Raw genomic sequence first — 21,818 nt, 5'->3', positions numbered from 1 at the left:
TACATGTTGACGGTGCTACATGTTGACGGTGCTACATGTTGACGGTGCTACATGTTGACGGTGCTACATGTTGACGGTGCTACATGTTGACGGTGCTACATGTTGACGGTGATCGTGTTGGACGCGCGGTCGTGCATGCCGCGGTTGTCGCGGTCGTAGATCACCGCGGGCACGGCCAGGCACAGCAGCACGGTGCGGACGAACACCGGCAGCAGCCGGGGGATGCCGCCGTCCATGGCGACGACCTTGATCTTCAGCAGCCGGTGCCCGAACGTCTGGCCCAGGAAGGCCACCAGCAGCAGATATTGCAGGGCGAAGATGAGCACCGGCGCCCACGGCGAGGCGGTGGGACTGATGCCCAGGATGAGCTGCGCGATCGCCCAGGTGCAGATCATCCAGTCGATGACCAGCGCCGCGATCCGCCGCCCCCACCCGGCCACCGACCCGCTGCCCCGCTCTGGCAGCCCCAGCCGCTGACCCGGGTACCCGAGGTCGACCCCGGCGGCGCGCACGCCGCCGAGCCAGGTCTGCGTCCAGCGCGGCTGCTTCTCACTCATGCCCACCACGGTATCCGGCCGGGGCGCCGGTCGCGATTGTGACCCAATCGCGCTTCTGCCTGGGCGTTTCCGCACGCATGATGTCTCCTCATGGACGACCTCGACGCACGCTTCCAGGAGCTGGTGTCCCAGATCGGGGAGGGCGAACAGCGCAGGATGCGCGAGGCCGCCGCCAAGGCCGCGCGCCAGGCCGCGCCGCCCGCTTCCCGGCGGCCGTCCTCACCCGCGCGGCGGTGGGCGCTGGCCGTCGTCCTGGTCCTGGCCGTGCTGGTCGCCGCGGCGAGCGTGCTGGCCTTTCGCCCCGAGTTGCTGACGCCCGAGCCGGCCGTACGGCGGATCCGGCCCGCGCCCACGAGCACGCCGGAGCCGCCCGCGCCCGCCGACCCCTTCGAGGGCTCCCCCGCCGCCGGGTACGCCTCGGGGGCGGCGGGGTTCGAGCTGCCCGAGCCGAAGGCGGTCGGCGGGTTGTCGGCGAAGGAGGTGGGCAAGGGGCTGGCGCGGGTGCGTGACCTGCTGACCGCCGCCTACCTCGACCCGGCGACGCTCATGGGCGGCGAGCCCAGGGCCTTCGCCGGCCTGGCCGACGCGGAGCAGCGTAGGAAGGTCACCCGGGCCTGGGTCAACAGCTTCGCGCCCGGCACCACCGAACTGGCCACCGACGTCATCAAGGTCCGCGGCGAGGCCACGCTCTCCCGCTACCGCGAGGGCGCCCGCGTCAAGATCACCTACCTGGTCGTCTACGCCGTCCAGCCACCGGGCCGCCCCGACCAGGTGGTCCGGCTGGTGACGCACGCGCGGGGCTCATTCGACATCTTCGAGTCGGCGGGCGGGGTCCGGGTGTGGGTCGAGAGCCTGGGCGCCAGCGCCACCCCGGTGCGTTGCGACACCGACGGCTACATCCACCCGCAGTTCCCCGCGTCCGACCCGGGCCAGGTACGCGGCACCGGCGCGCCACGCGACCCCTATGACCTGCATCAGCCCGTGGGCGACGGATGCACGGCTTCGTCGGCCACGTGAGGCCCCTTAACACCGGCGAAACAAACGAGACACGGCGTGGAAATCGCCTCGCCCTAACGTCGGGCTGATACCCGTCCCCAGGGAGGTTCGAGAGTGTTCAACTCCGCCGACGACGTCCTGAAGTTCATCCGGGACGAAGGGGTGCAGTTCGTCGATGTCAGGTTCACCGACCTGCCGGGGACGACGCACCATTTCACCTTCCCCGTCGAGAACTTCGGCGCCAGCGTCTTCACCGACGGCCTCATGTTCGACGGCTCGTCGATCCGCGGGTTCCAGGCCATCCACGAGTCGGACATGCTGCTCCTGCCCGACCCGACGAGCGCGGTCGTGGACCCCTTCCGCCAGCACAAGACGCTCAACATCAACTTCTTCGTGCACGACCCGCTGACCGGCGAGGCCTACAGCCGCGACCCCCGCAACGTCGCCCGCAAGGCGGAGGAATACCTCAAGGGCACGGGCATCGCCGACACCGTCTTCTTCGGCCCCGAGGCGGAGTTCTACATCTTCGACGACGTCCGCTTCGAGACGAGCGCGAACGCCGGCTACTACTACATCGACTCCATCGAGGGCGCCTGGAACACCGGCAAGTCCACCGAAGGCGGCAACCTGGGCTACAAGCCGCGCTACAAGGGCGGCTACTTCCCGGTCCCGCCCATGGACCACTTCACCGACCTGCGCTCGGAGATGGTCCGCAACCTCATCGAGTGCGGCATCGACGTCGAGATGCAGCACCACGAGGTCGGCACCGCGGGCCAGGCCGAGATCGACTTCAGGTTCGGCACGCTGCTCAAGACCGCCGACAACCTGATGCTCTACAAGTACATCATCAAGAGCACCGCCCTGGAGTACGGCCACACGGTCACCTTCATGCCCAAGCCGATCTTCGGTGACAACGGCTCCGGCATGCACTGCCACCAGTCGCTGTGGAAGGACGGCTCGCCGCTCTTCTACGACGAGGTGGGCTACGCGGGCCTGTCCGACACCGCCCGCTACTACATCGGCGGCCTGCTGAAGCACGCCCCCTCGCTGCTGGCCTTCACCAACCCGACGGTGAACTCCTACCACCGCCTGGTGCCCGGCTACGAGGCCCCGGTCAACCTGGTCTACAGCCAGCGCAACCGCTCCGCGTGCGTGCGCATCCCGATCACCGGCTCGAACCCGAAGGCCAAGCGCATCGAGTTCCGGGTGCCCGACCCGTCGTGCAACCCGTACTTCGCCTTCGCCGCCATGCTGATGGCCGGCATCGACGGCATCCGCAACAAGATCGAGCCGCCGGAGCCGGTGGACAAGGACCTCTACGAGCTGCCGCCCGAGGAGGCCCGCAACATCCCGCAGGTCCCGGGATCCTTGACCGACGTCCTGAACGCCCTGGAAGCCGACCACGACTATCTCCTGGAGGGCGGCGTCTTCACGCCCGACCTGATCGAGACGTGGATCGCCTACAAGCGCGAGAACGAGGTCGACCCGATCCGCCTGCGCCCGCACCCCCACGAGTTCGAGCTCTACTACGACGTGTAGGACGGCGAGCACGGCCCGGCGTCGACCGCGATGCCGGGCCGTTCGCTCGCTCAGGGCCCGGTCTGGTCGCGCCGCAGGTGGGCACGGGCCTGTTCGATCACCACGTGGCCGGGGCCGAGCACACGTTCGCCGGTTTCCAGGAGTTCCGCGTATATCGCGTGGGCCACGGCCGGGGAGCCGGTCGATGCCAGGAAGTCGGCGAACACCAGCTTGGTCTGCAGGGTGAAGACGTTGTCGGCGCCGAGCACCCGCTCGTATCCCGCTATGCAGGCGCGATAGAGCCCGGCCGCGCGTTCGTCGTCTCTGGCGTTGCCCACCACCATCGCCAGCCCCCGCTTGGCCATCAGCGTGTCGGAGTCGTCCCCGCCCAGCACCCGGACGCTGTCCGCGCAGGTCGACTCCATGAGGGCGATCGCGCGCTCGTGCTCGCCGGCGTGGCTGACGGTCAGGGCCAGCAGGCCGCGGCGGGCCAGGGTGACGCGGTGGCCGGAGCCCAGGACCCGGACGTGTTCGGCCACCGCCCGCTCCTGCAGGGGCACCGCTTCGGCCGGGTCGTAGTTCAGGCTGTAGACGTCGGCCAGGCCCGCGTACGACTTGAGCGTGCCGGGGTGGTCGGGGCCGAGGACGCGGATGTAGTCGGCGATGGTGCGCTCGTAGATCTCCACCGCGCGTTCGGGCCGGCGCAGGTGACTGTAGGAGAAGGCCAGGTCGGCCCTGGTGTTCAGGGTGATCTCGTGCTCGGGGCCGAGGACGCGTTCGAAGTCGGCCAGGCACTGCTCGAAGAGGGCCACGGCGTCGGCGTTGCTGGAGTGGCGGGCCCGGTAGCCCACGCCCAGTTGCCGCAGGGTGGCCAGCACCGGAGCCGCGCGCTCGCCCACGTGGGCGTAGACCGCCTCCGTCTGGGTGACGAAGGACTCCCATTTGCCGCGGTTCACCCAGGTGTCCAGCGGGCGGTACAGCTGCAGGAGGTAGGCGGCCCGGTCGAGGGCGCGGCCCGTGGCGTCGGGGTCGCGTTCCCTGAGCACCCGCTGCGTCACCCGGTGCATCACCACGGACTGGCGGTCCTGGCTCCAGGTCAGCAGCGACCTGCGCACGAGGGCGGCCAGCCGGTCGAGAGCGTCGTCGTCGATCTCCGGGTAGAGCAGGCCGCGCGGGACGCCGTCGGGCGACAGGACGGACAGGACATTGAGCACGTCGGCCGCGCCGTCGATCTCCGCCTCCGCCGCCTCCACCGCGAGGGTCACGGCCTGCACGGCGCTGTCGGGATAGGCGTCGCTTTCGACGCTGCGCAGGCTCCTGGCCAGCGGCACCCGGCGCAGCGTGGCCAGGTAGCCGGCGTAGGTGGATCCGCGATCCTCGATCAGGGCCGCGGCCTGGGCCAGGGCGAGTGCCAGATGGCCGAGTTCGGCGGCCAGGGCGGCGGCGCCGGCGGGGTCGTCGAGGCCAGTGGCCCGTTCCAGGAACGCCACCGCCTCGCCCTCGGTGAACACGTCCACCGGCACCCGCGCGCCCAGCCGGTCGAACGCCCGGTCCCTGGTGGTGATCACCGTCTGCACGTTGCCGGTCGCGGGCAACCATCGGCGCAGCTCGCGTACGCTGGCCGCGTTGTCGAAGACCACGAGGCACGGCTCGCGGGCGGCGGCCAGCCAGTCGCGGGCCTTCTCGGCGGCCTCGGCCCAGGAGTCGTTCGCGCCGCGCAGGCCCGCCCGGTCGGCGAGCCGGCCGAGCCCGGCGACGATCTGCTCATGCGTCTCGGCGTGGACCCAGGCGACGACGGCGAACGAGGCGGCCTGGCATTCGCGGGCGTACGCGGCGGCCATCGTGGTCTTGCCGACGCCCGGCGCCCCGCTCACCGAGCGGACCACGCTCACCCGGTCCTCGCCGCGCAGCCCGGACATGATGCCCGGACGCTCCTGGAAGGAGGCGGGGAGCTGGGGGATGTCTCCCACGACGAGCCGTCCGGCGGCGGCCGGAGGCGCCCCTACCTGAACGGTGTTGTGATCGCCTGGGATGACGATGGCGCGCTCGCCGACAGAGCCGGCGGCCACGGCCCGATCGCCCGCCGCGTCCTGGGTCATAGCCCAGTATGTGCATTTCGGGGGTCCGTCGCGGGCGTGATCCGCGGATCGCATTGCGGGCCGGGCGCGCCGGGGTGTATCAAGGCGCGGGGTGATCCATTTTGCTATCTCTTTACGTCGATCTGGCGATCGGGCTGATCCTGTCGTTCCTGCTGCTGTCGTTGCTGGTCAGCGGCATCAACGAGGGAATCGTGCGGTTGCTGGCCATCCGTAGCAAGTTCCTGTGGGCGTACCTGCGCGACACCATGGACGGGTCTTCCAACGGCAGGGCGTGGTTGCCGGCCAAGATTCGCGACGTGTTCACGGCGCTGCCGTTCCTGCACGATCCGAGGCCCAAGCACAGCGACCAGCCGTCGCCGGTGGAGTCCACGATGCCGGCCCACGAGTCGGTGGCCGACGACGCGATGACGAAGCTGCTCTACGAGCGGGTCCGCGAGATCGACCACCCCAAGACGGGCAAGACGAGCATCTCCAACATCCCGCCCGCCCGCTTCGCCGTGGCGCTGATGGAGCTCGCGGCCACCGACCCCAACGGCGTCGAAGGCTGGCTGGCCAAGCTCAAGGCGATGAAGAGCCCGTTGTACGGCCACCTCATGGGTGTCTGGGAAGGCGCCCAGCGCGACCTCGACCGGTTCAGGCAGGGCGTCGAGACCTGGTTCGACGGCGAGATGCAGCGCCTGTCGATGCTCTACAAGCGCTACGTGAAGTGGGTCATGGCCGCGCTCGGGCTGGTGGTGACGCTGCTGTTCAGCATGGACGGCCTGGAGTACTCCAAGACGCTGCTGCGCGACAACGGGCTGCGCACCGGCGTGGCCGCGGTGGCCGCCGGCGACCCGGCCACCGTCAACGAGCTCAAGGCCAAGTGCACCGAGAACGTCCAGCTGACCGACTGCCTCACCGAGACGCTCAGCTCGCCCGCGCTGGTCAAGATCTTCGACAACGCGATCATGCACATCACCATCCCGGCCGACGGCGACCCCAGCATCAACTGGAACGGCGGCGTGTGGTGGGACCGCCTCACCACGCTCAGCCACTGGCCCGGCTACCTGCTGACCTATGTGGCGCTGCTGTTCGGGGCGCCGTTCTGGTGGGACCTGTTCCGCCGCATCACCGGCCTCAAGAGCCGCCGATAGGACCGTCGTCACCGGGCTCAAGGGCCGCCGATAAGATCGTTCTCACTCCCGGCAGTGAGGACGACCTTGATCGACGACTACGCCCGCGCGATGGGCCGCACCCCGGACGGCCTGCGGCTGGTCCGCGGCGAGCACGCCGACGTGGTGCTCGACGACGACACCGGGCTGGCCTGGCGTTTCCCCCGCTACGGCGCCCCGGTGGAGCCGCTCGCCGAGCGTGTGCGCCTGGTGCGCGCCCACGGCCTGCCCGCCCCCGAGGTGCTGCTCGTGCGCGCCGACTGCCTGGTGACCCGCCTGCTGCCGGGCGCGCCGCTGTCGGAGCGGACGCCCGTGGACCCTGACGCGCTGGCCGCGCTCCTGACAGCCCTCGCCTCCGTCCCGCACGACGACGCCGCGTCCTGGCGCGGCTCCACTTCCTGGCGCGCGGAGTGGCAGACCCTCGCCTCCGAGGTACGGCACCGCGTCGCCCCCCTCCTGTCCCCCGAGGCGGGCCGAAGGGCGCTGGCCGAGGTCACCGCGGCCGCCGAGACCGCCGCGAGCGCCCCGGCCGGGTTCGTCCACGGCGACCTGGGCGGCGCCAACGTGCTGATCGAGAACGGCCGGGTGAGCGGCGTCCTCGACTGGGACGAGGCGGGACCGGGCGACCCGGCGGTCGACTTCGCCGCGCTGTCGGTCTCCTCGCCGGAGCCGGTCAGGCGGCGGCTGGCCGTACGGTTTCCCGATCTCGCGGAGCGGGCGCGCGCCTATGCCGCGACCTTCGCCCTCCAGGAGGCCGTGCACGGGCTCCTGCACGACGAGCCGGAAGCTGTGGAGGCGGGGCTTTCGTCCTATCGTTGACGGGATGGAGACCGAGCGACTGATCATGCGCCGCTGGCGCGAGGAGGACCGCGAGCCGTTCGCCGCCATGAACGCCGACCCGGAGGTGATGGAGCACTTCCCGGCGCGGCTGACGCGGGTACAGAGCGACATGATGATCGACCGCATGGAGATGGGCTTCGACCGCGACGGCTACGGGCTGTGGGCGCTCGAGGTGCGGGAGAGCGGGGAGTTCGTCGGCTTCACCGGGCTGATCTACTGGGACTTCCCCGCCCATTTCACCCCCGCCGTCGAGGTCGGCTGGCGGCTGAGCAGGGCCGCGTGGGGCCGCGGCTACGCCACCGAGGCGGCCAGGGCGGCGCTGGCCCGCGGCTTCGGCGAGCTGGGCCTGAAGGAGATCGTCTCGATGACGGCCGTGGCCAACGTCCGTTCGCGCGCCGTCATGGAACGCCTGGGCATGACCCGCGATCCGGCCGACGACTTCGACCATCCGAACGTGCCCGAGGGCAGCCCGGTCCGCCGTACCGTCCTCTACCGGCTGAGCCGTCCCTAGAGCGCGCCGTCCCCGAACACCGTGTTGAACGCCGTCGTGGCCACGTCGCCCTTGCCTGCGCCGCCGTAGTAGGCGAGCAGTTCCTGGCCGACCCAGTCGCCGGCGACGAGCTCGTCGGCCCGCGCTGTGTCGGCGCCGGGGAACAACTGGGGCAGCAGGCGCGCGGCGTACACCACGGCCAGCACCGCGGCGGTGCGGGGGGTGACCTCCGCGCCGCCGAACCCCGCCTGGATCCGGGCCCTTACCTCCTGCTCGAAGGCGGGGTCGCCCTGCGGGTAGCGGGTGCTGGTGAAGACGCCGAAGCTCCTGCGCCGCTCGGCCCGCAGGGCGCCGGTCTCGGCCAGGCTCTCCAGGATCGGGGCCGGGTTCTGCTCGGCGTGCAGCCTGGCGAACCACGTGCGCGGCAGGAGCGTGGTCTCGACCTCGCCGATCCTGGCCAGCACCGCGTCCAGCGCGGCGTCACCGGTCGGCGCGCCGTCCAGCAGCAGGACGCCGCCGTCCTCGTCGAGCTCGATCCGCTCCCTGAGCGCGAGCTCCGACATCAGCGCCGCGACGAGGACGAGCTTGACCCGCTCCTCCTTGACCAGCGGCTTGCCGTCCTCGTCCGCGTGTGCGAGGAGCACGAACTCCTCGGCGATGCTCAACGTCATGCCCCGAGTGTGCCTCCTGCCCCTGGGGCAGGTGCAGACTCCGCCGTCATCGATCCCGCCTGACAAACGTCATCCCGGCTCAGGAGCCGTAGAAGACACGTTCCACCACCTGGCGGGCGCGGCGGGTGACCCGGCGGTAGTCGTCCATGAGGTCCTCGGAGCCGTCCGGCGGGTAGCCGAGGGTGCGGGCGATGAGGCGGCGTTCCGGGGCTCCGGCCGGGAGGCTGTCGCCGGGACGGCCCTTGACGAGCATGATGGCGTCCCTGATGCGGGAGGCGGCCCGCCACGCCTCGCCCAGCACCGCCTCGTCGGCCGCGTCGAGCAGGCCCTCCTCCACCGCCGCGCGCAACGTTCGCAACGTCTGGGTGGTACGCAGGGACGGGTGCTCGTGGGCATGCTGGAGCTGGAGCAGCTGGGCCACCCACTCCACGTCGGACAGCCCGCCGCGGCCCAGCTTGGTGTGCAGGGCCGGGTCGGCGCCGCGCGGCAGCCGCTCGGCCTCCATCCTGGCCTTGAGCCGGCGGATCTCCCTCACCGCGTCCTCACCGACGCCGCCCGTCGGGTAGCGCAGGCCGTCGGCCGTCGCGGTGAACTCCGCCCCCAGCCTGGCGTCCCCGGCCGAGAAGCGGGCGCGCAGCAGCGCCTGCGACTCCCAGGGCGACGACCACCGGGCGTAGTAGGCGGCGTAGGAGGCGAGCGTACGCACCAGCGGGCCCTGCCTGCCCTCCGGCCGCAGGTCGGGGTCGATCAGCAGCGGCGGGTCGGGCGCGGGCAGCGCCAGCAGCCGGCGCAGCTCGTTGGCCACCGCGAACGCGGCCTCCGACGCCTCCCGCTCATCCGAGCCCGCGGGCGGCGAGTGGACGAACATGACGTCGGCGTCGCTGGCGTACGAGCATTCCATCCCGCCCAGCCGGCCCATCGCGATCACCGCGAAGCGGGTCGGCAGCGGGGCCCGGCGTTCCAGGGTGACCTTGGCCACGGCCGCGTCGAGCGCCGCCTGGATGGTGACGTCGTTGAGCTCCGACAGGGCCACGCCCACCTGTTCGATGTCGATCAGGCCGGAGATGTCGGCGACGGCCGTACGGAAGAGCTCCTTGCGGCGCAGCGCGCGCACGGCGGCCACGGCCGCTTCGGCGTCGTCGTGCCGGGAGACCGCCGCGGAGGCCTCGGCGAGCAGCGCGGCGGCGGGACGGGTGGCGAGCTCGTCGTCGGAGCCCAGCAGCGCGACGGCGTCGGGGGCGTTGGTGAGCAGGCCGGTCGCGTAGCGGCTGGTGCCCAGCACGCGGGCCATCCGCGCGGCGACGGCGGTCTCGTCGCGCAGCAGCCGCAGATACCAGGGGGTCGAGCCCAGCTTGTCGCTCACCTGGCGGAAGCCGAGCAGGCCCGCGTCGGGATCGGGGGTGCCGGCGAACCAGCCCAGCATCACCGGCAGCAGCGTGCGCTGGATGGCGGCGCGGCGTGAGACTCCGCTGGTCAGCGCGGCGATGTGGCGCAGGGCGCCGGGCGGGTCCACATAGCCGAGCGCCTCCAGCCTGGCCGCGGCGGCCGAAGTGGAAAGGCGCGACTCCGACTCGGGCAGCCGGGCGACCGCCTGCAGCAGCGGCCGGTAGAACAGCTTCTCGTGCAGCCGCCTGGCCTCCATGGCGTGGCGGCGCCAGCGCGCGGTGAACTCGCCCACCGGGTTCACCTGCGTGCCGAGCGCGCGGCCGAGGCGGCGCAGGTCTTCCTCGGCGGTCGGCAGGACGTGGGTGCGGCGCAGCCGGTGGAGTTGGAGCAGGTGCTCGACCTGGCGCAGGAACGTATAGGCCTCGGCGAGCTGGCGGGCGTCCTCGCGGCCGACGTACCCGCCCCGGGACAGTGCGGCCAGGGCGGGCAGCGTGGCCTTGCGGCGCAGCAGCGGGTCGAGGCGGCCGTGCACGAGCTGAAGCAGTTGCACCGCGAACTCGATGTCGCGCAGCCCGCCGGGGCCCAGCTTGATCTGCCGCTCGCCCTCCGCCCGCACGTGCTCCTCGACCCGGCGGCGCATCGCCTGGACGTCCTCGACGAAGTTCTCGCGAGTCGCGGCCGACCAGACCAGGTCGTTCACCGCGGCGACGTAGGCGGCGCCCAGCTCCAGGTCTCCGGCGACCGGGCGGGCCTTGAGCAGCGCCTGGAACTCCCACGTCTTGGCCCAGCGGCGGTAGTAGGCCAGGTGGCTGGCGAGCGTGCGTACCAGCGGGCCCGAGCGGCCCTCCGGGCGCAGTCCCGCGTCGACCTCCCACAGGGCGCCTTCCGAGGTGGCGGCTGAGCAGGCGCGCATCATCGCCTGGGCCAGGCGGGTGGCGGTGCGCAGCGCCTTGGTCTCGTCGGCGCCGTCGCGTGGCTCGGCCACGAAGATGACGTCGACGTCGCTGATGTAGTTGAGCTCGCGGGCGCCGCACTTGCCCATGCCGATGACGGCCAGCCGTACCGTGTCGAGGCCGTCGGGGGCCTCGGCGCGGGCGATGGCGAGCGCCGCCTCCAGCGCCGCGCCCGCCAGGTCGGACAGCTCCGCGGTGACCTCGGCCGGCGCGGCCTGCCCGGTCAGGTCGCGCGCGGCCAGGTGGAGCAGGCGGCCGCGGTAGGCGACGCGGAGCGCCACCAGGGTGTCGGTCGTCGTGCTCGCGCGGGGCTCGGTCGCGGCGGGCTCGGCGCCGACCGCGCGGAGCAGCTCCGCGCGCGCCTCCTCCAGCTCCGGTACGGCCAGCAGCCCCACCTGGCCGGGGTGGCGCACCAGGTGTTCCCCGAGCGCCGCGCTCACCCCGAGCACGGCGAACAGGCGCTCGCGCAGCGGCCGGTCGGCGTGGAGGGCGGCCAGGACGTCAGGGTCGCGTTCGGCGAGCCGGGTGAGCGAGGTCAGCGCCAGGTCGGGATCGGCCACCCGCACCAGGTCGTTGAGCAGTTCCTCGACGACGGAGGCGGTGGACGGGGTCGGGGTGAGGCCGGCTACCAGGCGGGCCGCGCGGGCGCCGTCGGCGAAGCCGAGCTTGGCCAGGCGGGCTGCGGTGGACTCGATCCTGGGCACCTCCCCATCTTGACAGGTGGCCTCGCGGAACGCTTAAAGTAAAACGCAACGGTGCGTTGTGTTTGTGGTCGGGAGGGCGATGATGGGACAGGTTCCGAAGACGGTGACGTGGGGGCTGCTGGCGGCGTGGGCGGTGCACGACGCCGAGGAGCTGGCGACGATGGCCACGTGGGTGCGCGACAACCGGGAGCGGCTGGAGGAGCGGTTCCCGCAGGTGCCGTGGGCGCGGCTGGAGGTGTCGCAGCGACATGTGAACGTGGCGATCGGGCTCATGGCCGGAGTGATCGCCGCCGCCGCTGCCGACGGGGCGCGCACCGATGGGCGCAGCCCGCTGTTCCAGACGGTGCTGGCCGGGTTCGGGCTGCACGGGCTGGTGCACCTGGCCCAGGCCGCGATCACCCGCGGCTACACGCCGGGGCTGGTCACCTCACCGCTGGTGGTGCTGCCGTTCGCCGCCTGGGCGTGGCGGCGGCTGAAGGCCGAGGGCGTTCCGGTGCGCGGGAGCACGGCGGGCCTGCTGTGGTTTCCCGTGGTGCTGGGCGGGGTCCACGCGCTGGCCCACCTGCTCACCCGGCCGAGGAAGCCCCGGGAGAACGACCGCTGGTTCTGACGACGGCGGCGAAGGCCTCCGCGACGGGCCGCCAGGTCGCGACCAGGCTCGCGTCGGCGGCCTTCACCTCGGTCGCCAGCTTCTGGTCCTGCCCGGAGGCGGCGATCCAGCGGTCGAAGATCTCCGGGGTGACCTCGGGGTGGAACTGCACCGCCCAGGCGCTCGTGCCCAGCCGGTAGGCCTGGTGGGGGTAACGCTCGCCGGTCATGAGCAGGGTCGCGCCCTCCGGCAGGGTGGTCATGGCGTCCCGGTGGAACTGCGCGGCGGGGACCGTTCCCGCCAGGCCCGAGCCGGACAGAAGGGGATCGGCGACCGGGAGCAGCGTCACCTGGCAGGCGCCGATCTCCAGGCCGGCCGCGCCGCGTTCGACCGTTCCGCCGCAGGCCAGCGTCATGAGCTGGGCGCCCAGGCAGATGCCCAGCACGGGGGTTTGCGCGGCGACCGAGCGGCGGATCAGGTCGCGGGTGGCGGGCAGCCAGGGGTAGGCCTCGTCCTCCCAGGCGGCCATCTCGCCGCCGAGCACGATGAGGCCGTCGGCGGCGTCGGCGGGGATCGGGTCACCGAGGTAGGGGCGGACGACGTCGCAGGGCAGGTCGAGCCAGGCGGCGAAGTACCCGAGGGGCGCGTCGGCCTCGTGTTCGATGACGGTGATCCGCATATTGCGTAATTTACCGGCAACCATCCCCTGCTCAGCCGCATCCAAGTGGCCATGGGGAAGTTGATCGACGGGGACCCGCAGCGGCTCGGCTCGTACTGGCTGGCGGGGCGGCTGGGCGCGGGCGGTCAGGGCGTCGTCTACGAGGGGTACGGCGAGGACGGCCGCCGGGTCGCGGTCAAGGTGCTGCACGGCGACCAGACCGCCCAGTTGGTCAGGGAGGCGGAGGCGGCGCAGCGGGTGGCGTCGTTCTGCATCGCCGAGGTGGTCGGTGCCGATCTGGAGGGGCCGCGGCCGTACATCGTGAGTGAGTACGTCGAGGGGCCGAGCCTGCGGGCGGCGGTCGCGGACGGGCGCCGGTTCGCGGGCGGGGACCTGCACCGGCTGGCCACGGCGATCGCCACCGCGCTGACCGCGATCCACGACGCCGGGGTGGTGCACCGCGACCTCAAGCCGGACAACGTGCTGCTCGGGCCGGACGGGCCCCGGCTGATCGACTTCGGCATCGCCAGGACCGCCGAGATGTCGCTCACGACGACGGGGCTGGTGACCGGGACGCCCGCCTACATGGCGCCCGAGGTGTTCACCGGGCAGCGGGCGGGGGCGCCGGCCGACGTGTTCGCGTGGGCCGGTGTGCTCGTCTTCGCCGCCACCGGCGCCGATCCGTACGAGGCCGACAGCCTGGGCGCCATCATGCACCGCGTGCTGTCGTCCACGCCCGACCTGAGCGTGCTGCCGGACTCGCTGCGCCCGATGGCCGAGGCGGCCATGAGAAGGGACCCGGCCGAGCGGCCGAGCGCCCGTGAGCTGCTGCTCGCGCTGGTCAGCGGCGACACCCGGCTCGACGCCGCGCACCTGAACCGCGGCGGGCCCGCCCTCCGGTGGTCGGCGGACGGCCTCGACACCGGGCGCCTGCTGGCCGCGGGCGGGCGCGAGGCGGCGCGGATGGGCGCCGCGGCCGACGACCCCGCCCTGGGCACGCTCGCCGAGGAGACCTACGGCCTCCTCGATCCGGCCGAGCGGGAGCTGGCGCCCGAGGTGTTCCTGCGGCTGGTCACGGTCGGCCCGCGCGGCGAGCTCACGGTACGGCAGGCCGCCCTGGCCGAGATCCTCGACGGCCGCCCCCTGCCGGAGGCGGCCGCGGCCAAGCGCCTGCTGGAGGTCTTCGGCTACCTCTTGACCAGGACGGACGACGAGGTGACGCTGGCCCGCCCGGCGCTCCCCCACGCCTGGCCCAGGTACCGGCGCTGGATCGAGGCCAACCGCGACGGCCTGGCCGTACACCGGGAGATCCTCGCCGCGGCGAGCAGGTGGGAGGCGGCGGGACGCAGGGACGGCGACCTGTTCCAGGGCAGCAGCCTGGAGAACGCGCTGCAGTGGGCGGCCACCGCGCGCAGGAACATCACGCTGTCCACGGCCGAGCGCGACTTCCTGGAGGCGGCGGCGCGGCTGTCGCGCGGCCGGGCCAGGCGCTCGCGGCTGGCCGCGCTGAGCCTGGCGGGGCTGCTGGTGATCGCGCTGGTGGCCGGAGGGCTGGCGATCCACCAGGGGCGGCTGGCCGATCAGCGGTCCGAGCAGATCGCCGGGCAGTTACGCAGGTCGGAGGCGGACCGGCTGGCCACGCTGGCCGCCTCGACCCGGCGCGCCGACCCGATGCTGGCGGCGCTGTTCAGCGCGACGGCGTGGAAGCTGGACCAGACGCCGCACACGCGGGCGGAGCTGACGGTCTCCGCCAACCAGCGGGAGACCGGCATGTTCCGCGATCCGGCGACCAGCCCGGACACGATGCGGGCCATCAGCGCGAACGGCCGCTGGCTGGTGAGCGTCGGCGACGACGAGGCCCGGCTGTGGGACCTGCGGACGGGGCGGCGCGCGGGCGGGGTGCGCGCGCTCGGGCTCAAGGGCGAGCTGACGGGCGCGGTCGCGCTGTCGCCGTCCGGGCGCACGCTCCTGGTGGTGACGGCCGGGCGCGCCCGGGCGTGGGAGGCCCGCACGGGCCGGCCGATCCGGAGTGTGACCTTCACCAAGCCGTTCGACCTGGTCTACGGGTGGGTCGGCGTGGTCTTCCCCACGGAGGACACGCCCGTGGTGACCGACGCGGACGGAGGCACGCGGTGGAATCTGCGCACGGGCGCGACCAGTCCCTCACGCGTGCGGGACGGCACGGCATACAGCCAGGACGGACTCTGGCGGGCCGAGGAGGTCGGCGTCCCGGACCCGAAGCGGGTGCGGCTGACCGGGCGCGGGCGCGTGGAGGAGCTCGGTGACCTCGACGGCGCGGGCACACAGGGCGTCTGGAACAAGGGCGGCCCGGTCTTCAGCGGCGACGGGCGGCTGGTGGCCACCATGGCGGAGGAGACCATCCAGTTCTGGCGGATGTCCGACACCCAGTTGCTCGCGTCGGCGCCGGTCAGGGGCGAGGCGGAGGAGGCGTCACGGCCGACCGGCGGCTTCGACGGCACGACCTTCCGCTATCTGCAGGCCGACCAGGTCTTCTCGCTCGACGTCGGCGACCTGCGAGGGAGGCCGGCCAACCCGCTGGAGATGGGGCAACTGGCGCCGGACGGCACCAGGATGGCGATCGGCGGCCTGGGCGACGGCGTGCGGATCCGGCGGGTGTCCGACGGCAGGCCCGAGGGCGGGGCGCTGGAACTGGAGACGGCCCATTTCAGCCCGGACGGCCGTCTGATGGTCAGCATCGACCTGGAAAGACGGCGGGTGACGGTGGTGGAGGACGGCACGGTCCACACGTTCACCCCGGACGGAAAGCTGGGGCCGGAGCTGGTCTCCGTCAGCCCGGACGGCGCCCTGCTCGCCCTGTCGATGACCTCGTCGGGGTTCAAGCGAAAAGACGACTATCTGGTCCAGGTCTGGGACTGGCGGGCCCGCCGGATGTTGTGGCAGTCCACGCACGACGGCCAGCCGCTCACGACCTTCTCCCCCGACGGCCGGCGGCTGGCCGTGGGCGGGCGGCACGTGACGGTCGTCGACGCCGCCACCGGCAGACCGGCGGGCCCCGCGTTCGGCGGCACCGGAAGGGAAAGCGCCGTCGTCGGCCTGCACTTCGACCGCGCCGGCGGCACCCTGTTCGTCATCGACTCCCGTGAGCGCATGACCGGCTGGGATCTGGCCACCTGGCGGCGTACGGGCGGGGTCTCCACCGGCGTCGGCACGATCAGCGCGCGCTCGCCCCGCGAGGACGTGGTCGCGGCCTGGACCACCGCCGACGGCAGGGTCCGCCTGTACGAGCCGGTCAGCGGCACCGAGCTCGCGATGCTGCGCGACACCGGCGGCGCCCTGGACCCGCAGGTGCGCGAGGTGCTCTCGCTGGCCTTCAGCGCCGACGGCTCCACCCTGCTGACGCTGGACCGCGACGGCCACCTGAACGAGCACCCGGTCGCCCCGGCCAAGGTCGCCGCCGCCGTCTGCGCCCGCGCGGGCCGCTCGCTCAGCGAGGCGGAATGGCGTACGTACGTGAATCCAGGACTCCCCTACACGAAAGGCTGCTCCTAGGATCACGTCATGCGATACGACGAGGTGGACGGTATGCGGTTCGCGGTCTTCGGATCCGGGCCGAAGCTGATCGTCGCGGTGCACGGCATCACCGCATCGCTGATGGCGTGGAACGCGGTGGCCGCGCACCTGCCGCCGGAGTGGTCGCTGGTCGCCATGGACCTGCGCGGGCGCGGCCACAGCGCGGACCTGCCCGGCCCCTACGGGCTGGAACGGCACGCCGAGGACGTGCTGCGGGTGGCGGAGCACGTGGGCGCCGGTGCCGGGGCGGTGCTGACCGGGCACTCGATGGGCGCGTACGTGGCGGTGCTGGCGGCGGCGCGGCGCGCGTTCGAGCGGGTGGTGCTGGTGGACGGCGGGCTGCCGTTCCCGCCCCTGGCGCCGGGTGCGGACGTGGACGCCGAGATCGAGGCCACGCTCGGCCCGGCGATCGCCCGGCTCAGCCAGACGTTCCCGTCGGCGGACGACTACGTGGCCTTCTTCCAGGCGCATCCGGCCTTCGTCGGCCACTGGACGCCGACGGCCGAGGAGTACGTGCGCTACGACCTGACCGGTCCGGAGGGGGCGCTGCGCTCGCGAGCCGTCGGCACCGCGGTGCGCGAGGACGGCCGGTGGATGCGGCTCAAGGGGGACGCGATCGGGTCGGCGCTGGCCGCGATCGAGGCGCCGGTGACGTTGCTGCGGGCGCCGCGCGGGCTGCTGAACCAGGAGGTCGGGATGCTGCCGGGCCCGTTGGCCGCGCACTGGGAGCGGCGGGTGCCGGGGCTGCGCGACGAGCTGGTGCCCGACTGCAACCACTACACGATCATGTTCGACGAGCGGTGCGCGGCGCTGGTGGCCGCCCGCCTGTCAGGGGTACGGCCGGGCCGTACCCCTTGAGGGGTCAGCGTGGAGCGATCCACGTGGCGCGGGCGGCGGCGACCAGGGTGCCGTCGCCGTCGTAGATGGCGCTCTCACCGAAGAGCTTGCGGCCCTCGCGGCCGGTGGCGCGGCCGACGACCGAGTAGGTGCCGTCGGGGTAGACCCGCCGGTGGATCTGTACGGCCAGCCGCCCGAGCAGGGCCGACTCGCCGGGCCCGAAGTGCGCCCAGCCGGTGACGCAGTCGAGGGCGGCGCCGACGATGGCGGCGGGCACGCCGTCGTCACCGGCGACGCTGTACGGCACCCGCCAGCCGGCCGCCACCAGGTCGGTGCCCTCGACCGGGCCGGGGTAGATCCGCAGGCCGTCGCCGGGGTCGCGCAGGCCGCAGACGAAGCACTCGGGGAAGGCGTGGCCCTGCCAGCCGGGGAACCCGGCCTCGGCGCGGGCGGCGTCGGCGAAGCGCACGTACTCGGGGGCCTTCAGGTCCTCGTGCACGGGGATGGCCTCGACCAGCAGCTTGTCGCCGTGGTAGAGCGAGGCGGTGTTGGCCACGTGCTCCAGGCGCAGTTCGGTCTCGACGGGGGTGGGGGCGTGGAGGGTGACCTCGACGGCGTTGCCTCGGCCTCCCAGAGCTTCGGCGACCGTACCGGCCAGCCAGCCTCCGTTGACGATCCCCTGGGGACCCTGGAAGCGCTCGGGAACGGTCAAAACAGTCTGCAGAGCAGCCGTCGTCATGCGTCATCCTCCTTCATCGCGATATAACGCCCACGCCAGAAAGTTCATTTCAAACAGACCTATTTTAGGGTGTCTTGCCTGGGCTATTGCGCTCGCCCCACGTTCGTCGGCGACCCCAGGTGTGCGGGACATCCGGAAAGGTCCGTAATATACGGACCTCATTGAGACGGATGTGACTCGGGGGTCACCTGTGAGACTACCCGGCCTCGGCCGGGGCGCAGCTGACCCGTCATACCCCTAGGAGATCCCACCCGATGACCGTCAGCCGCCGGACCCTGCTCAAGACCGGCGCGGGACTGCTGCCCGCCGCCGCGCTCGTCACCCGCCCAGCGCAGGCCGCGCCCGTCCCCGCCGTCGAGGCGAACGGCGTCGCCCCGTCGCAGCTCGCCGGGTTCGACAACCTGATGAAGAAGTTCGTCAAGGACCGCAACATCTCGCAGTCCCAGCTGGCGATCATGAAGAACGGCCGGATCGTGCTGGCGCGCGCCTACCGCTACAACGACGGCTCCCGCGCGGTGCCCGCGATCACGCCGACCTCGCAGATGCGCATCGCGAGCCTCAGCAAGAACATCACCGCCGCCGCGATCATGCGGCTGGTCCAGGACGGCAAGCTCAGCCTGTCGGCGAAGGTCGCGCCGCTGCTCGGCCTGTCCACCACCACCGACCCTCGGCTCGCCCAGGTCACCGTGCTGCGGCTCATCCACCACCTGGGCGGCTGGGACCGCGACGTCTCCAAGGACCAGCTCTGGCTCGACCACACCATCGCCGCCGCCCTCGACGTGCCGCTCCCGATCGGGCACGCCGAGATCATGAAGTACGGCTCGCAGCGCCGCCTCGACCACGACCCCGGCACCAAGATGGTCTACAGCAACTACGGCTACATGCTGCTGGGCCGGATCATCGCCAAGGTCTCCGGCCAGTCCTACGAGTCGTACGTGCGTGCCAAGCTCCTCGCCCCGCTCGGCATCACCCGGATGCGGCTCGGACGCAGCCTGCGCGCCGAGGCGTTCCCCGGCGAGGCGATCTACGAGTCGAAGTACACCAACAAGAGCGTCGTGGACGCCTCCGGCAAGGTCCTGCCCTACCCGTACGGCGGGTTCAACATGCCCAACCAGGACGCCAACGGCGGCTGGCTGGCCTCCGCCGTCGACCTCGTGCGCTGGACGCTGGCCATGGACCGGCCCGGCAAGGTGCTCAGCTCGGCGTCGATCGCCAAGCTGATCGCCAAGCCGGAGACCGGGGTCAACGAGTTCGGCTCCTGGTACGGCGGCGGCATCTGGGTCCGTCAGGTGCCGGGGAACGTCAACACCTGGCACAACGGCTCGATGCCGGGCACCTACACCTACCTGTGCCGGATCCAGAACGGCTTCAGCTACGCCGCCTGCTTCAACCGGCGCGAGGAGCAGGGCTCGCCCGACTTCGACGGGTTCTCCGAGCTGATGAACAAGGTCCCGGTGAGCTCGTGGCCCACCGGGGACCTCACTTCGCGTTACTTCTAGAAGCTCGCGTTACTTCTAGAAGCTCGTCGTCACCGCCGCTCCGGTGAAGGCGGCGGTGCCGTACAGGCTGATGTAGTGGTAGCCCGCGGGCGGGTTGGTGACGGTGAGCGTGTGCGCGTTGCCGGCGCCGGTCGCCCGCTGGGTGTAGGAGCCGGTCGTGGCCCACGACGATGAGCTGTAGTAGAGGTCGGCGTCACCGGTGCCGGCGTCGCTCTTGATGGTCAGCTTCGCCGTACCGGCCGGGACGAGGATGTACAGGTAGGCGTAGTTGCCCTGGCCGGCCGACAGGCCGCTGCGGCGGCAGTTCTGGCCGAGCGCCCGCGTGTCCGAGCCGGTGCACTCCGGCACGGGCGGCTCACCGGTGTCGCCGCCGCAGGCCCCGGCCGCGCAGGCCGTCAGCCAGGTGTCGAAGCCGGCGTTGTAGTTCAGCGACCTGAGGTGGGTGCGGGCGGCGTTCCAGTTGCCGGTGCGGTAATGGCCGAGGACGGTGTTGACGTCCGCGCGGTGCTTTTCGAACATGAAGCGGACCGCGAGGTAGCCCCACCGGTAGACGCGCTGGGTGTCGTGGTCGTAGGTGGTGTCGAAGACCGTGCTCAGCGGGTACGTGTGCCTGGCCGCCTCCTCGATCGCCGCGTCGTAGGCCAGGCGGCGGTAGCCGTAGGAGACGTACTCGGCGAAGCCCTCGATCCACCAGATCGTCGGCGTGCTCACGCCCGCCTCGAAGTCGCCGTGCATGTTGAAGCGGCCGTCGAGATAGTGCGTGTACTCGTGGTTGAGGTTCCAGATGTGGAACGCCGGGCGCAGCCACTCGGCCTCGTAGGCGATGAACCTGGGCAGGTTCCCTGCCGCCGACGGGTCGCCCTCCAGGTACATGCCGCCGTTGTTGGTGTCGATGCCGAAGATGGCGCCGGCGTAGGTCTGGTAGTCGTCGCTGGAGTCGAACGCGTTGACCTCCAGCGTCGCGTTGTTGTCACCGGCGACCGGGCCGTTGTCGGCGGCCAGGTTGTGGAAGTAGGCGTCCTGGCCACTCAGGCTGGAGCAGGTGCCGCTCAGCTCGGCCGCGGTCATCTGCTGGGCGCGGATCCTGAGCGTGGGGCCGCACGTGTGCCGCACGGGCAGGGCGGCGGCGGTCAGGCGGTTCTGCAGGTCGCAGGTGTCGTAGAAGGCGCAGTTGGCGCGGTCGTAGAAGTCGGCCATCTCGGCCACGCCCACCCAGAGCTTGGCGGTCGGGCCGGTGATCCGCGAGCGCTGCAGCAGGTCGCGCAGCATCGGGCGGACCGTCGCCCTGAGCTGGGCGTGCTGCACGAAGCGGGCCAGCTCGCGGCCCGCGTTGCCGGTCAGGTAGGCGCGCTCGGTGTTGAGCAGGTTCAGGTGGTTGACGGCGAAGTCGCGCAGCGTGGTCAGCGTGCTGGGGTCGTTCTGGACGGCGGTGACGAACTCCGGGAGCTGGTGGCCGCGGAACAGGACGGTGTAGACGCTGTTGACGGCGTTGACCATGTACCACGAGGCGTCGTAGGAGCTGTTGTAGGCGGTCAGCAGGCGGCGTACGACGGGGAGGTAGCGGGCGTTCTCCTGGGCGCTGTCGATCAGGATGACCGCTTCGCCCAGCACCTCGCCGTTGGCGTCGCTGACCGTGCCGGACCGGCTGTTGTTGTGGAAGGCGTCGAGGCCGCCGCGGATGGCGGTCCTGAGCGCGGCGCCGTACTGGCCGACGTCCTGCGAGTAGTACCACTGCACGTAGTAGCCGGCGCGTAGATAGAGGACGAGCTGGAGCGTCTTGGTGCTGTTGTCGCCGGGGTATGTGGCGGCGGTGTCGCGCAGGGCGTTCGCGACCGTCACCATCTGCGACTCCTGGAAGGCCGCGCGGGCCCGGGAGCCGGTGAGCGAGAAGAGCCCGTTCAGACAGCTCATGTCGGCGGCCTTGACGGCGGTGACGAGGGCGGCTCCGGTGCGGCCCTCGACATCGCAGGCGGCCAGCGACCTCTGCCGCTGGGCGGGCTGGTCATAGTCCTGCTTGAGCCGGTCCGTGGTGGCCGGGAGGGGCGGGCGGACATCAGCTTTGAGGGGTTGGTCCTGCTGGTGCCGGGCCTCGGTGGCTTCACTGGCCGGCTGGGGGGCCGGGTCCGTGCGGGGGGCCGGGTCCGTGCGGGGGGCTGCGTCCGTGCGGGGGGCGGGCTCGGTGCGCTGGGTTGCGGTCTGTGGGGCGGGCGTCTGGGCATTGGCCGGTACGGCGAGGCCGCCGAGCACCAGCCCGGCCGCCACGAGTAAGGATCCTGCGACTCGCATCGCATACTCCTGGGTTGGGGGGTGGGTAATGTGATATGTAAAATTTCACATTGCGCATAGGCGAATCAACCCCAAACCTCACGGAAAATCCCGCGCGGACTCCGGACGCGTCGATCCCGTCCCGGTAGGCCTTCGGCTCTGGCTGCGGTTGTCCGCTCTCGAAGGGGGACACCCCGCGTCCCCGCGCGGCCCAGCCCGAGACCCACCTACCGACCAAGTGGTAGGTCCTGGGCTACGGGCCAACTCCTGAAGGGTCCGCGAGGCTGGGCGCTCATAGCCGGAGGCGAGGTGGT

The 21,818-nt window shown here is 71.9% G+C and carries 16 protein-coding genes; 9 read left to right on the top strand and 7 right to left on the bottom strand.

The window, feature by feature from the left end:
• Positions 1-95: 95 nt before the first annotated feature.
• Entirely contained in the window at positions 96-557 is a 462-nt protein-coding gene (locus HNR40_RS39410) for an RDD family protein (protein ID WP_184970757.1), read from the bottom strand.
• Between the two features lie 90 nt (positions 558-647).
• Here HNR40_RS39410 and HNR40_RS39405 point away from each other — a divergent pair, with 90 nt between their 5' ends.
• Together HNR40_RS39405 and glnA are read left to right on the top strand one after the other, a co-directional pair.
• Positions 648-1,574, top strand: a complete 927-nt coding sequence (locus HNR40_RS39405; protein ID WP_184970756.1) for a hypothetical protein — start codon at positions 648-650, stop codon at positions 1,572-1,574.
• 93 nt (positions 1,575-1,667) lie between these two features.
• Positions 1,668-3,092 (top strand): type I glutamate--ammonia ligase, encoded by a 1,425-nt coding sequence (gene glnA, locus HNR40_RS39400; RefSeq protein WP_184970754.1) that lies wholly within the window; start codon positions 1,668-1,670, stop codon positions 3,090-3,092.
• Positions 3,093-3,142: 50 nt separating this feature from the next.
• On the opposite strand, the gene HNR40_RS39395 is transcribed toward glnA, so the two are convergent.
• Positions 3,143-5,170, bottom strand: a complete 2,028-nt coding sequence (locus tag HNR40_RS39395) for a tetratricopeptide repeat protein (RefSeq protein ID WP_184970752.1) — start codon at positions 5,168-5,170, stop codon at positions 3,143-3,145.
• Between the two features lie 101 nt (positions 5,171-5,271).
• Here HNR40_RS39395 and HNR40_RS39390 point away from each other — a divergent pair, with 101 nt between their 5' ends.
• From HNR40_RS39390 to HNR40_RS39380, 3 genes are read left to right on the top strand one after another with little or no spacing between them, the layout of a single operon-like run.
• Positions 5,272-6,303 carry a hypothetical protein gene (locus tag HNR40_RS39390; protein WP_184970750.1) on the top strand — a complete coding sequence of 344 codons (1,032 nt, stop codon included), beginning with the start codon at positions 5,272-5,274 and terminating at the stop codon, positions 6,301-6,303.
• Positions 6,304-6,357: 54 nt separating this feature from the next.
• The gene (locus HNR40_RS39385; protein ID WP_184970748.1) at positions 6,358-7,140 is read left to right on the top strand and encodes an aminoglycoside phosphotransferase family protein; all 783 of its coding nucleotides are present in this window, start codon (positions 6,358-6,360) and stop codon (positions 7,138-7,140) included.
• A gap of 4 nt (positions 7,141-7,144) precedes the next feature.
• Positions 7,145-7,672 (top strand): GNAT family N-acetyltransferase, encoded by a 528-nt coding sequence (locus tag HNR40_RS39380; RefSeq protein WP_184970746.1) that lies wholly within the window; start codon positions 7,145-7,147, stop codon positions 7,670-7,672.
• Here the strand turns inward: HNR40_RS39380 and HNR40_RS39375 are convergent.
• A complete protein-coding gene (locus HNR40_RS39375; RefSeq protein WP_184970744.1) occupies positions 7,669-8,322 on the bottom strand; it encodes a GOLPH3/VPS74 family protein in 654 nt (217 codons plus the stop codon). The two genes, HNR40_RS39380 and HNR40_RS39375, sit on opposite strands and share 4 nt — an antisense overlap.
• 79 nt (positions 8,323-8,401) lie before the next feature.
• Positions 8,402-11,365: a bifunctional [glutamine synthetase] adenylyltransferase/[glutamine synthetase]-adenylyl-L-tyrosine phosphorylase gene (locus HNR40_RS39370; RefSeq protein ID WP_184970742.1), complete on the bottom strand. Its 2,964-nt coding sequence runs from the start codon at positions 11,363-11,365 to the stop codon at positions 8,402-8,404.
• Between the two features lie 79 nt (positions 11,366-11,444).
• On the opposite strand from HNR40_RS39370, the gene HNR40_RS39365 reads away from it, so the two are divergent.
• Positions 11,445-11,975 (top strand): HXXEE domain-containing protein, encoded by a 531-nt coding sequence (locus tag HNR40_RS39365; RefSeq protein ID WP_221341365.1) that lies wholly within the window; start codon positions 11,445-11,447, stop codon positions 11,973-11,975.
• On the opposite strand, the gene HNR40_RS39360 is transcribed toward HNR40_RS39365, so the two are convergent.
• On the bottom strand, positions 11,932-12,633 hold the full coding sequence (locus HNR40_RS39360; protein ID WP_184970740.1) for a type 1 glutamine amidotransferase: 702 nt from the start codon (positions 12,631-12,633) through the stop codon (positions 11,932-11,934). The genes HNR40_RS39365 and HNR40_RS39360 overlap by 44 nt on opposite strands.
• A gap of 51 nt (positions 12,634-12,684) precedes the next feature.
• On the opposite strand from HNR40_RS39360, the gene HNR40_RS39355 reads away from it, so the two are divergent.
• Together HNR40_RS39355 and HNR40_RS39350 are read left to right on the top strand one after the other, a co-directional pair.
• Positions 12,685-16,143, top strand: coding sequence for a serine/threonine-protein kinase (locus tag HNR40_RS39355; protein ID WP_184970738.1), 3,459 nt, complete (start codon positions 12,685-12,687; stop codon positions 16,141-16,143).
• Positions 16,144-16,152: 9 nt separating this feature from the next.
• The gene (locus HNR40_RS39350) at positions 16,153-17,022 is read left to right on the top strand and encodes an alpha/beta hydrolase (RefSeq protein WP_184970736.1); all 870 of its coding nucleotides are present in this window, start codon (positions 16,153-16,155) and stop codon (positions 17,020-17,022) included.
• Positions 17,023-17,026: 4 nt separating this feature from the next.
• Here the strand turns inward: HNR40_RS39350 and HNR40_RS39345 are convergent, their stop codons facing one another.
• Positions 17,027-17,740, bottom strand: a complete 714-nt coding sequence (locus tag HNR40_RS39345; protein ID WP_184970734.1) for a PaaI family thioesterase — start codon at positions 17,738-17,740, stop codon at positions 17,027-17,029.
• A gap of 254 nt (positions 17,741-17,994) precedes the next feature.
• On the opposite strand from HNR40_RS39345, the gene HNR40_RS39340 reads away from it, so the two are divergent.
• Complete coding sequence (locus HNR40_RS39340) at positions 17,995-19,239, top strand: serine hydrolase domain-containing protein (protein WP_184970732.1); 1,245 nt, start codon at positions 17,995-17,997, stop codon at positions 19,237-19,239.
• Between the two features lie 15 nt (positions 19,240-19,254).
• Here the strand turns inward: HNR40_RS39340 and HNR40_RS39335 are convergent, their stop codons facing one another.
• Positions 19,255-21,525 (bottom strand): collagenase, encoded by a 2,271-nt coding sequence (locus tag HNR40_RS39335; RefSeq protein WP_184970730.1) that lies wholly within the window; start codon positions 21,523-21,525, stop codon positions 19,255-19,257.
• Positions 21,526-21,818: the final 293 nt, after the last annotated feature.

The organism is Nonomuraea endophytica, from assembly GCF_014203235.1.
GTDB lineage: Bacteria > Actinomycetota > Actinomycetes > Streptosporangiales > Streptosporangiaceae > Nonomuraea > Nonomuraea endophytica.
Note: the sequence above shows the minus strand (reverse complement) of the source record. Positions and strands in the feature narration are given on the sequence as shown.

Excerpts from the sequence above, each read along its gene's own strand:
- HNR40_RS39410 (WP_184970757.1), bottom strand. The coding sequence starts at position 557 with ATGAGTGAGAAGCAGCCGCGCTGGACGCAGACCTGGCTCGGCGGCGTG.
- HNR40_RS39365 (WP_221341365.1), top strand. The coding sequence starts at position 11,445 with ATGATGGGACAGGTTCCGAAGACGGTGACGTGGGGGCTGCTGGCGGCG.
- HNR40_RS39380 (WP_184970746.1), top strand. The coding sequence starts at position 7,145 with ATGGAGACCGAGCGACTGATCATGCGCCGCTGGCGCGAGGAGGACCGC.
- HNR40_RS39395 (WP_184970752.1), bottom strand. The coding sequence starts at position 5,170 with ATGACCCAGGACGCGGCGGGCGATCGGGCCGTGGCCGCCGGCTCTGTC.
- HNR40_RS39335 (WP_184970730.1), bottom strand. The coding sequence starts at position 21,525 with ATGCGAGTCGCAGGATCCTTACTCGTGGCGGCCGGGCTGGTGCTCGGC.
- HNR40_RS39350 (WP_184970736.1), top strand. The coding sequence starts at position 16,153 with ATGCGATACGACGAGGTGGACGGTATGCGGTTCGCGGTCTTCGGATCC.
- HNR40_RS39355 (WP_184970738.1), top strand. The coding sequence starts at position 12,685 with ATGGGGAAGTTGATCGACGGGGACCCGCAGCGGCTCGGCTCGTACTGG.
- HNR40_RS39345 (WP_184970734.1), bottom strand. The coding sequence starts at position 17,740 with ATGACGACGGCTGCTCTGCAGACTGTTTTGACCGTTCCCGAGCGCTTC.
- HNR40_RS39340 (WP_184970732.1), top strand. The coding sequence starts at position 17,995 with ATGACCGTCAGCCGCCGGACCCTGCTCAAGACCGGCGCGGGACTGCTG.
- HNR40_RS39375 (WP_184970744.1), bottom strand. The coding sequence starts at position 8,322 with ATGACGTTGAGCATCGCCGAGGAGTTCGTGCTCCTCGCACACGCGGAC.
- HNR40_RS39360 (WP_184970740.1), bottom strand. The coding sequence starts at position 12,633 with ATGCGGATCACCGTCATCGAACACGAGGCCGACGCGCCCCTCGGGTAC.
- HNR40_RS39405 (WP_184970756.1), top strand. The coding sequence starts at position 648 with ATGGACGACCTCGACGCACGCTTCCAGGAGCTGGTGTCCCAGATCGGG.